This window comes from Moorella sp. E308F (assembly GCF_006538365.1).
Taxonomy (GTDB): domain Bacteria; phylum Bacillota; class DSM-521; order Neomoorellales; family Neomoorellaceae; genus Neomoorella.
Genome location: NZ_BJKN01000003.1, coordinates 62,432 through 77,760 on the forward strand (window position 1 = coordinate 62,432; position 15,329 = coordinate 77,760).

Sequence of the window (15,329 nt, forward strand, 5' to 3'; positions counted from 1 at the left end):
CCAGCTTAGGGCGGCCCTGTACCTGCGGCCTGATTTTGTAAAAATAGATCGTTCCCTGGTGCGGGGCTGCGACTGCCATGTTTCTAGCCGCCTGCTGCTGGCCCAGGCCCTGGAGGTATGCCGTTACCTGGGGGCGGAGGTAATTGCCGAGGGTATCGAAAAGCCGGGCGAGATGGAGGTTTTGTTGGATCTGGGCGTGGAGTACGGACAGGGCTATCTATTGGGTAAACCACAACCTGGCTGGGGAAAGGTTTGCGTTATGGCCGCCTGGGTTTGACGGTGGAACCATGGGGGCTGCCGCAACGTTTACGCCCTTACGGGCTAGCGTAGCGGCAGCCCTATTATAAAGCAACAGCGGTAGGCAGCAGGAGCGGCTTTAAGCGCACCTGCTGCCTTGATTTTAAGCCTTGCTAGCCTTCCGGCCGGCCCTGGATTATACCGCCGCCCTGGCCGGTCCGGCAAGGGTACGGCCTGCGGCATAAACGGCCTCCGCCCCACCCTCCGGGCGGGTCCCCTCCATTTATTCCTCGGCCCGGCCCTGCGGGCCGCCCTTGCCTCCCGGCCGGGCGGCAAGCTTTTCTGTTAAGGCCGGAAGGCCAGGGGCCGGAGGCCGGATAACAAACAGGGAGGCGATCAAAATGTTCGCAAGTAAATGGATGGGAAGGCCGGGCAGTATGAGGATAGGGGTTGATATCTGCAACACCATAGCCAATGTCAACGCGGAAATTTTAAAGTGCTATCATGTATCCCTGGATGTATATCCTTTCCCTGAGCTACCGGCAGGCTTTTTCTCTACCACAGAGGGGCTAACGCTGCTGGCCCGGGCGAAACCCCTTGCTGGCGCAGCGGAAGTTCTAAAGAATTACGCACTTCATGGACACGAGATTATATACATTACCAGCAGGCCGGTCATAGCAGCAAATATAACCCGAGAATGGCTTGCTGCCCATGGCTTCCCGCGCGGTTCTATTGTTTTCCTGCCCAGGGGATATAAAAAAGTGTTTGCGGCTCATTATGGGATAGGACTGTTCTTTGAAGACGACCCTATAGAGGCGGCGGGGCTCCAGGAAGCAGTATGTCAGGTCTATATGCCGGTCTGGCCCTACAACAGGAACGTAAAGGGCCGTTACATTCAAATGTTTACATCGTGGAAAGAAGTTGTAAACCATGCCGATTGCTTTTCCTCTGGTTATATGGTACTATAATCATTGGAAGTGGTAAATTTTGTATAGATATACATGATATTATTCTCCAGGGGCGAATATCTTATGTCTCCAAACAAGAGAGCTATTAATATTGTTAAACTATATGCAGAAACTTTGAGAAGGAAGAACCTCCCCGTTAAGTCGGTAATCCTTTTCGGCTCCCAGGCAAGGGGTGACTACGAGCCGGACTCTGATATTGATGTTCTTGTGGTTACTGAAAAGCTTGATAAAAAAATCCGTGAAACCATAATAGACGAAGCATACGAAATTAGCCTTAAAGAAGATATCCCGGTAATACCCCTTGTATACGAACTCAAAGAGTTTCAATCTCCCCTGTTCCGGGCCGGGCCCTTTTATCAAAATATAAGCCGGGAAGGGATTAATATTTTATGACCGATATCGACCTGAAAAAATTATTTGCCCGGGCTAAAATGGAAAAGGCATGGGAAGCCTGGGATGAAGCGGAATGGGCTTTCAAGGGTGGAAAATACCCTGGCGCGGTCAACAGGATTTACTATGCATTTTACAGGGCATGTTTGGCTCTGCTTGCTTTCCAGCAAAAGATCCCGACCAAACACTCGGCAGTAATAGGCGAGGTTAACCGTATTTATGTGAAAGAGGGGCTGCTGCCCCGGGAAATTGGAAGGTTTCTCCATGGCTTGCAAACGGCCCGCACGGAAGCGGATTACAGGGATAAAGATTTTTCCCGTGAAGAGGTCCAAGAATATTTAGAGCAAGGAAAGAGGTACCTGCAACAGCTTGGGGAATTAGTCGCCAGGCTAGCAGATGATCCATTACGCAAAAACTAAATTAATCGCCCCTTTTGCCGGTGGCCCGGAAAGCCACCGGTTAAATTTTTTAAAGTCCAAGAAGCAAAAGTAACAACCTGAAAGCAGCCTCTCCCAGGCCGGTGGCGTATTTCAGCCTCCGGCTATTTTTTTTGGGGTACACCTTATGGATTGGGCAACAACTGCCGGCTAAAGGGGAGAGGGTAACTTGAGCGAAATTGTGCGCGGCCGTACCAAGGGGCATCTGGTAGTTGATAATCGTATCATCGACGGCTTGCTGGAGATCGGCGGCATTGACCTGGCGGGCTTTTATACCGCCCTGAAGAGATTCGTTGACCGGCGGGATTCCCTGGATAGCAAGGCTGCCATGCCCTGGACGGTGGATTACTTCTGCCAGAAGTTTAAGATGGGCAAGCAGAGGTTTTACCGCCTGGCGGAAATGCTCTGGCGGGTGGGTTTGCTGGATGTAACTAAGGATTACGGTAAAATGGCCGGCCGGGAAGGAGCGGCCGGGTGGAGAAACCGCTACGCCGTCCACGATGACCCGGGTTATGAAGGCCCGTTGCGGGAAATTCGCGGGGGTACATTCAAACACACCGGGAAAGAGGGGAGGTATTCCGATACAGAACTTCCTGGGACTAAAGTCCCGGGTATTCCGATACAGGTATTCCTGGAGCGGAATGTAAGAAAAGAAAAGTATAGAAAAGATGATGTTGTTGTTGTAACGCACCACTCGGAAACAAAACCTGGCCAGGAAAATAAAACCCAACAGACGGGCAAATCTGCAGAGGAGGGTGCCTCCTTTGAAGCACCGGTAACCTGTAACGGCTTAACAAGTGAAGATGGGGGTCAAGCGTATCAGGATTTCGCCAGCCGAGTCCAGGAGGCGTTCATAGAAGCAGTAGGACATCCCTTGCCCAGGGAGATAATGGGTGAATTGTCGGGTTATCCTCTGGATTACGTTCTCGGTAAGATTGCCATGATGAAGCAAGGAAAAGAGAAGTCTAACGCCGTGGGCTGGCTGCTGGAGGCCTGCCGGGAGGACTACCGGCACCTGCCGGGGCCGAAGCCGGCCAGGAAAGGAAGAGGGAAGTTGCCTAGAGCACCGGGAACCGGCAAAGAGCATGACAAGTACCGGGAATTATACAGATTAGTCTAATTTATGGCGGGAGGTGTAAGGAGGATGAATACCCATCACAAGTTCTACCTTGGTGATGCCCTGGAGGTCCTTAAAAGGCTGCCGGCAGAAAGCGTCAACTGTTGCGTTACTTCCCCGCCCTACTGGGGCCTGCGCGATTATGGGATGGAGGGCCAGGTGGGAGGAGAAGATACCCCGGAAAAATACGTTGCCAGGTTAGTAGATATTTTTTTCGAGGTCAGGCGGGTGCTCCGGCCAGACGGGACTCTCTGGTTAAACCTGGGCGACTGCTACGCCAGCCCGGGTAAAGAGGGAAAGTGGGATGAAAAGAGGCACCAGCAGAACACCGGACGCCGTCTTTATCATATGCAGGCGAACAGGGGTAGAGTGCCGGGGCTGAAAAACAAAGACCTGGCGGGTATTCCCTGGGCGGTGGCTTTCGCCCTCCGCAACAACGGGTGGTACCTCCGCAGCGATATTATCTGGTACAAGCCCAACGCCATGCCTGAAAGCGCGGTTGACAGGCCTACCAGGGCCCACGAATACCTCTTCCTCCTGAGCAAATCCGAGAGGTATTACTACGATTACCAGGCGATCCAGGAAGATGCCATCAGCGGGGATCCCTACAGGCCCCGGGGTTCGGTGGCGGTGCTGAACAACCTGAATAGCGGTCGCAGGAAGCAAGACGAAACTGGCAACCGGCGTTATACCGGCTTCAATGCCCGGTATCACCCCAGGGAAAGACGCAATAAACGTTCAGTGTGGATTGTACCGACCAGACCTTTCCCTGAGGCCCATTTTGCCGTATACCCCCTCGACCTGATCAAACCGTGTATCTTGGCAGGCTGTCCCCCTGGGGGCACGGTCCTGGACCCCTTCGGCGGGTCCGGGACCACATCCCTGGCGGCAAAGCAGCTGGGGAGAAACAGCATTTATATTGACCTGAACCCCGCCTACCTGGAAATGGCGGTCAAGAGGATGCAGTTTGAAGTGCAGGAGTTGTTTTCCACCCACACTTACGAGGTGATAGGGGAAAAAAGGCTAGAAACAGTTGCTACTTGATCAAAGCACATGGAGGTGGCGGGACATGGACACAAAAACTGGACCCGGGGGTACTGCAAAGGCTTTACAAGCACCGGGGGCCAAAGTATGCGCTGCCTGCCGGCATTACTGGGGCAAAAAACGAGGGCATTGCGATATAGCAGGCAGGGGGGTCAACCCTTATGGGACCGCTTGCCGGTATTTTAAAGCGCTAGGGGAAAAAGGAAGTTAAGGGGGCCGCCGCAACGTTTAAGCCCTTACGGGCTAACGTAGCGGCGGCCTTATTATAAAGGCAACAGCGGTGGGCAGCAGGAGCGCTTTTAAGCGCACCTGCTGCCTTGAATTAAAGCCTCCAGGCCTTCCGGCCGTCCTTAGATTATACCGCCGCCCCCGGCCTATTGCCGTCAAGGCTGGCCCTGCGGGCCACCGCTAAAGCGGCGCTGGCGCGGCCTTGACGGCGGCCGGGGCGGCAAATTTTACAGTTAAGGCCGGAAGGCCAAGGGCCGAAAGGCCAAAAAGATAAGGAGGCGGTACGGATGGCTGTAAAACTGGAGGAAAGCAAGGTCAAGCAGGCAGTGGATAGTTTACTGGTTATGTTTCAGAGTGGTGACCTGCCGGAGAAGGCGGCGCGGACCTTTATCAACGCCAGGGCGGGATACGGAAAACCGAGCGATAAGTGGAGCCTGGGCAACCGGCTGCTGATGCTCATTGCCGGGACGGAAGACGCCAGGGGCTACCAGCAGTGGCGGGAGGCCGGCCGGCAGGTGAAGAAGGGAGCCAGGGCCTTTTACATCCTGGCGCCGATGACCAGGAAGGTTACTCAGAAAGTGATTGACCCGGAAACCGGGGAAGAAAAACAGGAGGAAAAAATTATCGTAACCGGGTTCCGGGGAGTGCCGGTCTTCCGGTACGAGGATACGGAAGGGGAACCGTTGCCGGAAGTAGATTATTCCCCGCCGGAGCTCCCGCCGCTTTATGAAGTGGCCAGGCGGTTTGGGGTGGAAGTGAAATACCAGCCCTTTGCCGGCCAGGCCGCCGGTGCTTTCCGGCCCGGGCAGAAGCAGGTAATCCTTTACTCCCATGACGTGGACGTGTTCTTCCACGAGCTGGCCCATGCGGCCCACAATACCATCCGGCCCTTAAAGGGCGGCCAGCACCGGGACCAGGAGATCGTAGCGGAAACGGTGGCCTGTGTTTTATGCGAGCTATACGGGGCGAAAGGATACCTCTGGCACGGGTGGGAGTACATCAAGCATTACGCCGGCCGGGACCCAAGGGCGGCCCTGAAGGCGATCATGGCGGTCCTGAATGAAGTGGAGGAAGTGTTAAGGCGCATCTTTGAGGCGGAGGGCATGGCGGCGGACAAGGTGGCATAAGAAATAGCGAGCAGGAACCCAGCCCTGCCTCCCGGGTAAAAAGCCCGGCAACCGGGAGGCAGGGCACTAAAAAAAAGGGGGCGGCAACTAATGCCACAGTACGAAGTCAAGGCGCCAAGCGGGAGAAAACTGGTTGTGGAAGCCAAGGATTCCAGCCAGGCGAAACGCCTGGCCTGCAAGAAGTGGGGCATCAAGCCTTCAGACTACTGGTGCGGCGTTACCTCCCTTAAAGCCAGAAGGGTTGACAGATAAAGCCGTAAGCAAAGGAGGAGAAGAGAAATGGGAGCGGCCAGGCCGCTAGAATATGAAGTCTTTAGAAAAGCTTCGCGGCGCGAGCCCTGCCCTGTATGCGGCAAAACGGACTGGTGCGGGTTTAACAGCTACCTTTGCAGCTGCATGAGGGTAAGTGAGGGAGCTTTTAAACATATCATCCTCAGCAACGGCCAGGTGGCCCACCTGCACCGGCTGCAACCGGGCAGGGTAATCCCTGACAAGGAACGTGAAAACGTTTTTTCACGTGAAGCGCCTTTAGCGTCGATTGATACCCGGGACCGGGTATACCGCCATTTTTTAAGGCTCTTGGAACTGTATCCCCGGCACAAAGAGGAGTTAATGCGCCGCGGTTTAAGCGTGGAGGATATCAAGAGGAATGGTTATAAATCCATACCGGAGCATGTAAATCCCTGGATAATATGCAAGAAGTTAATCCACAGCGGTTTGGACTTAGCTGGCATCCCCGGGTTTTACCGGGCCGGAAGCAAATACGGCGGCAGTTACTGGACGTTCAATTCTTACCCCGGCTACTTTATTCCCATCCGGGATACAAAAGGCCGGATCCAGGCCCTCCAGCGGCGGATGGACGACATTAGAAACGGGAAATATATGCTGTTCAGCGGCCACAGTGACCGGGGCGGCTGTTCCTGCGGCACTCCCGCCCATGTGGCCAGGCCAACGGAGATAAAGGACCAGCGGGTATGGATCACTGAAGGACAGTTAAAGGCGGATATTGCCGCGGCATACCTCGACGCTGTGGTCATCGGCGCCCAGGGCGCCACCTCCTGGAAACCGGTGGTCCCGGTGGTGATGGAACTGGGGGCAAAAGAAGTAGTTATCGCCTACGACAGGGACCAGGAAACAAATAAAGAAGTGGCCAGGGGTAAAAGAATGCTGGTGGCAGAATTAAAGAAATTGGGCATAACAGTCCGGGAAGCAATATGGAGAGCCAGGTCGAAAGAGGAAAAAGGGATAGATGATGCACTGGTAGCCGGCTTAGATATAAGGGTTATTTGATTGATTTTCCTGACACTAAATGGTATTATGTATTTGAAAGGTGGAAAAAGCTGTATGCGCCCGGAGGCAGGAGAATGGCTAAAACAGGCCGAATACGACCTGGAAACTGCCGAAGCTATGTGGAAAGCCGGCAGGTATGTCTATACTGTATTCATGTGCCACCTGGCAATAGAAAAAGGACTTAAAGCAGTTATAGCGGAGCGTACAGGAACCATCCCACCTAAAATTCACAACCTTGTCAGGCTAACCAAATTAGCCCACGTTAACTTTGGCGTTGATAAAAAAAGAATTCATTTCAATCTTGAACACGGCCGCGATTGGAACCCGGTATCCAGAATTCCTGGACCAGGCTATAAAAAGATATTCCAAGAAAGTTGCTTTAGAATACCTGAATAACACCAGGGAAGTGATGCAATGTCTCAAGATAGAACTGCAGTCGAGAAGATAATAAAGGACTTCCTCCGGGCGGTAACCTCGCAAGGCATTAAAGTAGACAAGGCTTTCCTTTATGGATCTCATGCCAGGGGCGAGGCCAACGAGAACAGCGACATAGACCTTATAGTAATCTCACGTGATTTTTCTAAAATGCCAGCCTGGCGCAGGTGGGAGGTCCTTGGTAAAGCTGTTGCCCGCATTATGGAGCCGGTAGAACCATTAGCCTATACTCCCGAGGAAATTGAAGCCTTAATGAAACGGGAAGGAAACTTTATCCGCCATATCTTGACCCAACAGGAAACAATAGAGTATCGGTTGTAACCGGGGGAAATTATTTATAAGTTATCGTGAGTATAGATTTATCCCGGTCGAAAGAAAGGTGACAAACGGTGAGCGTAGCCAAGGATGAATTATACCGGCTAATAGAAGCGTTGCCAGAGAAAGAGACTCCTGTAGTGAAAAGGTTTTTGGAGTTTTTATTAATCCAGTCGAAAAAAGAGGACCAGGCATGGTTGGAAGCTGAATTGGGCGAATTGCCTCCGTATGATTGGGGTCCAGAGGGACCGCCTAAAGGGAAACCGGTACGGTATGAGGCAGGTATCGGATTGATTGTCGAAGGAGGCAAACAGTAATGGCCGTTGAGGCTGTAGCAGCAGGGGATATTCTTTTGATTGCCCTTCCTGTCCATGACCCTAAAGGTCATGAACAGGAAGGAGTAAGGCCTGCTGTCGTTGTCGGTGTGCCTCAAGGCCCTGTGCGTTATCCCGTAGTTATTGTGGTACCTTTGACAACTAGAAGCGGCCCCTGGGCCAAGCAAAACCCTAATCTATACCAGCCTTTACCTCCAGGAGCAGGGGGAATTCCTCAGGCCTCTATAGTTTTAATTGACCAGGTGCGAGCCGTTGACGTTAGACGGGTAAAGGCATATCTTGGAACCTTAGAGGAAAAGACATTTGAGCCCATTCGATCTAGCTTATGTGAACTCTTTCAGAAAAAACCTTCTTATGACCAGGGTTAAGTATTCTTCGGGCAACACTGGACTGTTTAACCTCCAAGTCAAGCTTGATCAACCCGGCTATAACCTGCCGGGTGTTTTTATTTTGCTAGGTGTAAGGTTGGCCTGCCACAGCAGGCCTTCCTGATTCTAGGATCTAGGAGCCAGGCAAACCTTGACGGAAGGAGCGCCGCATTACGGCCACCGCCGGCGCGCTCCTTTTTGAAGGCAGGGGGCGCCTTCGGCGCCCCCCAGGACGGCCGGACCTTGCCGGCCGTCCTGAAGGCAGGTTAAGCGGGCAGTCGCCCGCGATTACACATGCCAGGCAGAGCCTGGCAGTTATTTATAATTCGTGTAATGCTTTTTGTATTTCTTTTTGTGGTTTCTGTCTTTTCTTTGTACTACATTTCGCCTGTCAAATTTTTGTGTTCCACAGATTTTTTGTAATGGAGGTGCGAATACATGAGCAGGTTTTCTAAAATTATCCAAATTAGGGTTACAGACGACCTGGATAAGCGATTGCGTGCTGAAGCTACCAGGAGGGAATTGTCGGTTGCAGTTTTAGTCAGGGATATTTTAGAAAAAGCCCTTAACGAAGAAGCCGCCATCGACGGCCGCGAGGCCCTTGACCGGGCGATACGCCGGGCCATCAAAAAGGATGTAGACCGGCTGGCCGGACTGTTGGTCAAATCCACCATGGCCGGGGCCACGGCCATGTTCCTTAATGTCCAGGTACTTAATGACCTGGGCAAACGCGACGCTGCCGATATTTACCATATTGCCAGGAAGAAAGCGGTTGAATATCTACGTCTACCTGAAAATGATAGTGAGGTTGACCAACCATGAGCAAGAACGTGGTTGTTGTCACCGTGGCCTATTACGAGTTCGGGATTAAAAAGGTGGGCGACAACTATAACTATATCCGGTGGAGAGCCGGTTCCTAACTAAAAAGAGAAGGGTTAGATTGGTGGTGCTAACATGAACCGACAACCAAAACTCATAATAGTACCCTGCACACTTGATGAGGCTAACGCTTTTATCAAGCAATACCATCGTCATCATGGACCAGTTAAAGGACATAAATTTTCTATCGCAGTAGCTGATGAGAAAAACAATATCCGGGGTGTGGCCATAATAGGGAGGCCAGTATCACGGGTACTTGATGATGGATGGACTTTGGGAGTTAGACGGCTGGCTACAGATGGATGTAAAAACGCTTGTTCCGCCCTTTATGCAGCGGCATGGCGGGCAACACGGGCGATGGGATATCGGCGATTAGTAACATATATTCTTACTACTGAGCCGGGTACAAGTCTTCGCGCAGCTGGCTGGCGATGCGTGGGACAGGCTGGAGGCGGGAGCTGGAATCGCCCGAGCAGGCCCCGCGTAGACAAGCATCCGTTACAACAGAAGTTACGGTGGGAAGTATCTGATGGTCCAATAGGACATTTACTTTTACCCGAGGAAGGCGGCGGGGTTAACGGATGAGCAAAAGCGTGGTCATTGTCAACGTGGCCTATTACCAGCCCGGGACGAAAAAGATGGGCAACAACTACAACCATATCCGGTATATCGCCACCAAACCTGAAGCTGACCGGGGCGACCCCGAAGCCTACCGTATCGGGGATGAAGATTATCCCGTAGAAAGAGGTACCGCCGCCAGGCATGTCAAGTACGCGGCGGAGAGGCCCGGGAGTTCCGGCCTTTTCGGGCCGGAAGGAGAGCCGGTTCCCGGCTGGCAGGAAGTAGGGAGCAAGCTGGCACAGCACAACCTGCCGGTCTGGCGGGTGATCGTTTCTTTGCGGCAGGACGACGCAGAACGCCTGGGCCTGGTGGAGCGGGAAAAGTGGCAGGTCGCCATTGAGAACGGGGTCAACAGCGCCATCAAGGCCATGCACCTGGACCCGGACCATGCCCGTTGGGTGGCTGCCTTTCACAGGAAAGAAGGCCATCCCCACTGTCATATGGTCATCTGGGAGGAAGAACACAGCACTGCCAGGAGGCAGGGTTACCTGGAGCCCGGGGAAAGGAAAGGGGTTTTCCGGTCCTTCGCCCGGGAGGTTTTCCGCGAGGAAAGGGACCGCCTTACGGCCGAAAAGACGGCCATCAGGGACGCGATCAGAGAGCTAGCCGGCAACGACATAACGAAAGTCATGGAGTTTATGAGCGAGGTGAAGCAGGCCCGGCTGGAAGCCAGGGCGTTGATGGGAGCAAATCCGAAGATGCTGCCCGTCCTTACCGCTGGCAGGGAAGACGAGCTAGGTGGGAGGCTTTTGGACCTGGCGCGGCTAATGCCAGGGAAAGGGCGCATTGCCCTGGCTTACATGCCCGGAGAAGTTAAGGTGCGGGCCAGGGAAATAGCGGATTGGATCCTGAAACAGCCTGGGTTTAGCCAATCAGCGGGACGTTACCAGGAGCTGGCCCGGCAGTTAGCAAGCCATTATACCATGCAGCCAGGAGACCTGGACGACGCCGCCAGGAAGGCATACGACGATATACGTGACCGGGTGGCCCAGGTGGTGTTGAGAGGGGCGGCGCAGGTACAACAATTGGAGCAACAGGTTGAGCCTGCGAGCGAAGTTACCGGGGAATTGCCTTCAGAAGAAGGATTATCCAGAGGCAAGTACATACGGGTTATGCCGGAAAAAAGCGCTAAAAGGTTATGGCGAACTGCCTGCCGGGCCGTAGACAGGGCCTACTTGCAGGTGAAACCAGGCACGGGGATATTAAAAACTAGTTTAGAGAAAGAGATAGAGCAAGAAATAGTTGCCAGGCTGCAAGAATTGGCTAATGCCATGCCGGAACCGCAAGGGAAGCCGGCGATTGCTTACCTGCCGGAAGAATTAAAGGAACAGGCAAGGGCTATCGCCGCCGGGCTTCTTAACCGGGAAGAATTGCAGGAAAGGTTGGCGGTAATTGCGGTCAGGAGCCCGGAAAAGGTTGGCCGCCTGCTGGAACACATAACTGAACAGGTAGTAGCCAGGGCCTATGACCTGATACCCCGGGAAATACCAGAAATAGATATGGTGCTCCATCCCGGCAGGGGGTTAAAGGCTGCCTATTGTTTAATAAACGCCAGGGCAGATTGGGTAAAGGATGACAAGAGCGAGGCCTATTGGACGGTAGGCACCATCTACCGGGCTATGGTCCGCCTGGGGGAGAAGGATATGGCCCGCGAGGCGGCAGCAAGGTTTGGCAAGGAAGCGGGATTGAGTGAAGGCGATATAGACCGGGTGATTAACAATGAAATCAAGCGCATGGAAGAGTTTGCCCGCAAGTGCGAGGAGCAGGGCGTGCCTATACCGGGGCATATAAGTAAAAGCGCCTGGCAGCGGCTAACAGAAAACCTGGGGCTGGAAGAACACGAACTCCTCTACCCCTGGTTTGGCATAAAGAGGCCCGGGCCGGAGGATAAACAAAAACAGGAGTTAAGGGAGCAATTAAACGTCCGCCTGGTAGAAGAGCGCATTACCCCGGCTTTAACTGCTATCAGGGAAGCCGGCGACAGGCCGGATGATTCCATGGAACTGCGCTGGACCCTGGTCACCATGACCTCAACCCTGAAAGCCCTGGGGGTGGATGAAGCCAGCCGGGAAGAAATACTACGCGGCTGGTGCCGGCGGGCCGGGGTGGAGATAACGGAAGCCAGGCTGCTGGATATCCTGGACCGGGCAACTATAGGCCAGGATGACCTCTGGCTGGGCAGGTGGAGCTGGGACAGGTTGATGGCCAACCTGGGTATAGATGAGGCACCGCCGGTGCCCTGGGAAATAAATATCCCGCGGCCAATGGTGAGGAATACGGGCATAGCCCATGACGTCTGGAAGGCCGCCTGGCGGGCGCTGGAGCGGGAGCGCACCCGGGCCGAGGCCCAGGCGCAGCTTTTGGCGGAAAGGGACCTGGAGCGCCGCCGGCGAAAGGCCAGAGAAGAAGGAAAGGAGATGGAGAGGTTGTGAAAATCAAATTCCGCCATTTCATTTTGTTGCTCCTAGTTTTATCGGATCTGCTACTTGCCCCGCTGGTGTTAAGGTTGCCTTTATTTCTCAAAGCCCAGGGCTTTAAGACCGGCCTGGAGGCCTGGAAGAAAGAAACCCTGGCCCACCCCCTGACCGGGCCGGCATTACTGGTGCAGGATACAAAGATGCGTAACACCTGGATCTGGCTGCAGCCCGCTTTCGGCGCTACAGCCCTTTCCATTTTGTGGCCGGCCACCAGGCGGAAAAGTAAGGCAAAAGACGATATAGGCGGCCCGGAAGCGGCCGGCCAGGGCCAGCACGGCACGGCCCGGTGGCGGACGAGGAAAGAGATCGCCACCACTTTGACCCCCTGGGATCTAACCGGCAAATCTCCGGGCGGCTTCGTGGTAGGGGCGGAAGAGGGGAACAGGTTTACTGCCTGGCTGGACGCCGGTGATACCCACTGTCTGGTCATCGGGGCCACCCGGAGCGGCAAGTCCCGGCGTATCATCATGCCCACCATCTGGACCCTGGCCAATGCCGGGCAATCCATGCTGGTCACCGACCCCAAGGGCGAGCTTTACGCCATGGCGGCGGGATACCTTAAGCGGCAGGGTTACCGGGTGGTGTTGATCGATTTAAGAGACCCCGGGCGGGGCAGCAGGTGGAACCCCCTGGACCCGGTTATCAAGGCCTTTCAGGAGGGGAATATCCCGGCCGCCAGCCAGGCGGCCTGGGATATAGGCAACATCATCACCCACCAGCAGCCCCACTACGGGGATAGCATCTGGCCCCAGGCCCAGGAGAGCCTGTCGGCGGCTTTAGCCCTGGCGGTGGCGGACCAGGCCCCCGAAGGAACCAAGCACCTGGCCAGTGCCTACGCCCTGCTGACGGAACTGGGCAGCGGCGGCGGAGAAAAGCTGGACGAATACTTCCGGCGTTTCCCCCAGGGCCACCCGGCCCGGGCGGCCTACGGCGTGGCGGCCCTGTCCGAGGACCGGCTGCGTTCCAGTATCTTTACCGGCACGGCAGCGCAGCTAAGGCTCTGGGCCGACCCGGAGGTGGCCTGGCTGACGGCAGTACAGGACCACGACATAACAATCCTCGGGCTGGAAAAAGCAGCGGTGTTCCTGGTGGTGCCCGACGAGAGGAGCACCAGGAACGTCCTGGCCACCCTGTACATTAGCCAGGTGTACCAGGCCCTGGTTGATACCGCCTATAGATGCGGCGGCAGGCTCCCGGTCCGGGTTAATTTCCTCCTGGACGAGATAGGAAACCTACCTCCTGTACCTAATTTTGACCACCGGCTCACGGTTGCGGCCGGGCGGGGGATGCGTTTCCTCCTGGCTATCCAGGATTTAGCCCAATTGAAGGCCAAGTACAAAGAGGCGGCCGGGACCATTACCGGCAATTGCGCCACCTGGGTTTATTTATCTACGACCGATGAAAAGACTGCCGAGACAATCAGCAATATGACGGGCAAATACACGGTGCGGACGGAAAGCTACTCCAGCCAGGTGCGGGCCGCCGATTATTCTTCCGGGACGACGGAAGCCTTAACCGGCAGGCCTTTGCTCTTGCCCGACGAGGTGCGGCGCTGGCCGAAGGGATGGGCTTTAATCCTCCAGGCCCGGGAAAACCCTGCCCGGCTGCCCCTGCCGGATCTTTCGGAGTGGCCCATAGCCGGCGAGTTAAAGCCGGTTGCTATAGATAAGCCTGATCAGGAGGTGATTGCAGCCCCGCCGGTGTGGCTGCCCGGGAAGCCGGCGGGGGGCGGGGAGGCCGTAGTAAAAGAAGACACCGGGCCAGATGTAATATCCAATCTTTGAAAGGAGAGGAGAAAAAATGTTTAAAAAGATTGCTGCGGCCATGAAGAAAGCCGGCCCGTATGTACCTATCATCCTGCTGGCATTCGTTAAAACGGCCTTTGCCGCCGACAGCCAGCCCCAGATCGTCACCGGGGCAGTAAACCTTTTAAACGACGCCACTTCCTGGCTCTTAGGCCTCATTCCGGCCGGGTCCGGGGCGGCAATCGGCTACCACGCCCTGATGAAACAGATGAGCCTCGACGGCGACCCTTCCACGGCCGCCGTCCACAACCGCGCCATGCGGAACGTGCTCATCGGCGGCGCTATCGGCGAATCGGCGGTAGGCATCACCAAAGTTTTCTTAAGCTACTTCAGTTAAACCTTGAAGCAGGCCCGTTTCCCCGGGCCTGCTCCCTTTATGGGGGAGGGGAAGAATTTGGACGTAATCGCTAATTTGATCATCAGCGCCATCAACAAATTCCTGGCAAGCATCATGGAGAACGCCCTGACTTCTTTCGTCTCCTTCACGGGCGAAGAGATGGCCCTGGCGCTGCAGATCCTAAACTCGGCATATGTCGAGAACGCCGTCCACCTGGCCCAGGCGGTGGCGGGGAGTTTGCTGGCCGTCAAAGTCGGGGCGGAAGCGCTGCAGGTTTACATCCTGCACGCCCACGGTGACCCGGGCGCGGACCCCGGGGGCCTTTTGAAGCGCGCCGCCTTTGCCGCGGCCGCCATAGGCTGCGGCCCCTGGGCTGTCAAGACCGTCTACACCTGGGGCAACGAGCTGGCCGTGAGCGTGGCCAACCTCTCGGCGGTGAACCCAAACCCGGTAAACTTTATCGACACCATGGTGTCGCTGGCCACGACGCCTATCCTTATCTTGATCGCCGACCTCGCCGCCCTGATAATCTGGGCGCTGATTTTAATCCAGACCGGCATCCGGGCGGTGGAGGTGGCGGCCCTGGCGGCGGCAGGCCCTTTCATGGCGGTAGGATTGACCCGGGCCGACGAGGGGGTGGCGGCGGTGTGGTGGCGGGAGCTGGTGGTACTTTCCGCGTCGCAGGCCCTGCAGACGTTCCTGCTGAAAGGTTTCCTGGCGACCATCGTGACCTTCACTTTTAATTCCGACATATTGAAGTTGTTTCTCCTTATAGGCTGGCTGTGGGTGGCCTTTAAAACCCCTTCGGTCTTGAGACAGTTCGCCTACCATACCGGCCTGGGAGGGGCTATGGGCCAGGCCGGCCAGACGGCAGGGACATGGTATATCATGCGGCGCGTTTTTACCAGGGGGGTATGAG

19 protein-coding genes are annotated in these 15,329 nt (G+C 55.2%); all 19 read left to right on the top strand.

Going from position 1 to position 15,329, the window contains the following annotated elements:
- A partial coding sequence (locus tag E308F_RS12935; RefSeq protein ID WP_141265686.1) for an EAL domain-containing protein occupies positions 1–277 on the top strand: 277 nt, incomplete at its 5' end.
- 361 nt (positions 278–638) lie between these two features.
- Positions 639–1,205, top strand: a complete 567-nt coding sequence (locus E308F_RS12940) for an LNS2 domain-containing protein (RefSeq protein WP_141265351.1) — start codon at positions 639–641, stop codon at positions 1,203–1,205.
- Between the two features lie 33 nt (positions 1,206–1,238).
- Complete coding sequence (locus E308F_RS12945; RefSeq protein WP_216364555.1) at positions 1,239–1,598, top strand: nucleotidyltransferase domain-containing protein; 360 nt, start codon at positions 1,239–1,241, stop codon at positions 1,596–1,598.
- The gene (locus E308F_RS12950; protein ID WP_141265353.1) at positions 1,595–2,014 is read left to right on the top strand and encodes a HEPN domain-containing protein; all 420 of its coding nucleotides are present in this window, start codon (positions 1,595–1,597) and stop codon (positions 2,012–2,014) included. The genes E308F_RS12945 and E308F_RS12950 overlap by 4 nt, the downstream gene beginning before the upstream one ends.
- Positions 2,015–2,201: 187 nt before the next feature.
- Positions 2,202–3,152 carry a hypothetical protein gene (locus E308F_RS12955; protein ID WP_141265354.1) on the top strand — a complete coding sequence of 317 codons (951 nt, stop codon included), beginning with the start codon at positions 2,202–2,204 and terminating at the stop codon, positions 3,150–3,152.
- A 24-nt stretch (positions 3,153–3,176) separates the two neighbouring features.
- Positions 3,177–4,193, top strand: a complete 1,017-nt coding sequence (locus E308F_RS12960; RefSeq protein WP_141265355.1) for a DNA-methyltransferase — start codon at positions 3,177–3,179, stop codon at positions 4,191–4,193.
- A 515-nt stretch (positions 4,194–4,708) separates the two neighbouring features.
- Positions 4,709–5,548: an ArdC-like ssDNA-binding domain-containing protein gene (locus E308F_RS12965; protein ID WP_141265356.1), complete on the top strand. Its 840-nt coding sequence runs from the start codon at positions 4,709–4,711 to the stop codon at positions 5,546–5,548.
- 90 nt (positions 5,549–5,638) lie between these two features.
- Positions 5,639–5,800, top strand: a complete 162-nt coding sequence (locus E308F_RS15955) for a hypothetical protein (protein ID WP_165442562.1) — start codon at positions 5,639–5,641, stop codon at positions 5,798–5,800.
- 27 nt (positions 5,801–5,827) lie between these two features.
- Positions 5,828–6,838, top strand: a complete 1,011-nt coding sequence (locus E308F_RS15960) for a DUF3854 domain-containing protein (protein ID WP_172613949.1) — start codon at positions 5,828–5,830, stop codon at positions 6,836–6,838.
- On the top strand, positions 6,839–7,234 hold the full coding sequence (locus tag E308F_RS12975; protein WP_141265357.1) for a HEPN domain-containing protein: 396 nt from the start codon (positions 6,839–6,841) through the stop codon (positions 7,232–7,234).
- Positions 7,235–7,252: 18 nt separating this feature from the next.
- Positions 7,253–7,594 (top strand): nucleotidyltransferase domain-containing protein, encoded by a 342-nt coding sequence (locus E308F_RS12985; RefSeq protein WP_141265359.1) that lies wholly within the window; start codon positions 7,253–7,255, stop codon positions 7,592–7,594.
- A 68-nt stretch (positions 7,595–7,662) separates the two neighbouring features.
- Complete coding sequence (locus E308F_RS12990) at positions 7,663–7,905, top strand: hypothetical protein (protein ID WP_141265360.1); 243 nt, start codon at positions 7,663–7,665, stop codon at positions 7,903–7,905.
- Positions 7,905–8,291: a type II toxin-antitoxin system PemK/MazF family toxin gene (locus E308F_RS12995; protein ID WP_141265361.1), complete on the top strand. Its 387-nt coding sequence runs from the start codon at positions 7,905–7,907 to the stop codon at positions 8,289–8,291. The genes E308F_RS12990 and E308F_RS12995 overlap by 1 nt, the downstream gene beginning before the upstream one ends.
- Before the next feature lie 438 nt (positions 8,292–8,729).
- Positions 8,730–9,113, top strand: a complete 384-nt coding sequence (locus tag E308F_RS13000) for a ribbon-helix-helix protein, CopG family (RefSeq protein ID WP_141265362.1) — start codon at positions 8,730–8,732, stop codon at positions 9,111–9,113.
- Positions 9,114–9,245: 132 nt separating this feature from the next.
- Positions 9,246–9,755 (top strand): XF1762 family protein, encoded by a 510-nt coding sequence (locus tag E308F_RS16965; protein WP_141265363.1) that lies wholly within the window; start codon positions 9,246–9,248, stop codon positions 9,753–9,755.
- Positions 9,752–12,223, top strand: a complete 2,472-nt coding sequence (gene mobP3, locus E308F_RS13010) for a MobP3 family relaxase (protein ID WP_141265364.1) — start codon at positions 9,752–9,754, stop codon at positions 12,221–12,223. The genes E308F_RS16965 and mobP3 overlap by 4 nt, the downstream gene beginning before the upstream one ends.
- A 2-nt stretch (positions 12,224–12,225) precedes the next feature.
- Positions 12,226–14,052: a VirD4-like conjugal transfer protein, CD1115 family gene (locus E308F_RS13015; protein WP_141265688.1), complete on the top strand. Its 1,827-nt coding sequence runs from the start codon at positions 12,226–12,228 to the stop codon at positions 14,050–14,052.
- Between the two features lie 16 nt (positions 14,053–14,068).
- A complete protein-coding gene (locus tag E308F_RS13020; protein ID WP_253260478.1) occupies positions 14,069–14,410 on the top strand; it encodes a hypothetical protein in 342 nt (113 codons plus the stop codon).
- 57 nt (positions 14,411–14,467) lie between these two features.
- Complete coding sequence (locus E308F_RS13025) at positions 14,468–15,328, top strand: conjugal transfer protein TrbL family protein (RefSeq protein WP_277997650.1); 861 nt, start codon at positions 14,468–14,470, stop codon at positions 15,326–15,328.
- Position 15,329 lies beyond the last annotated feature (1 nt).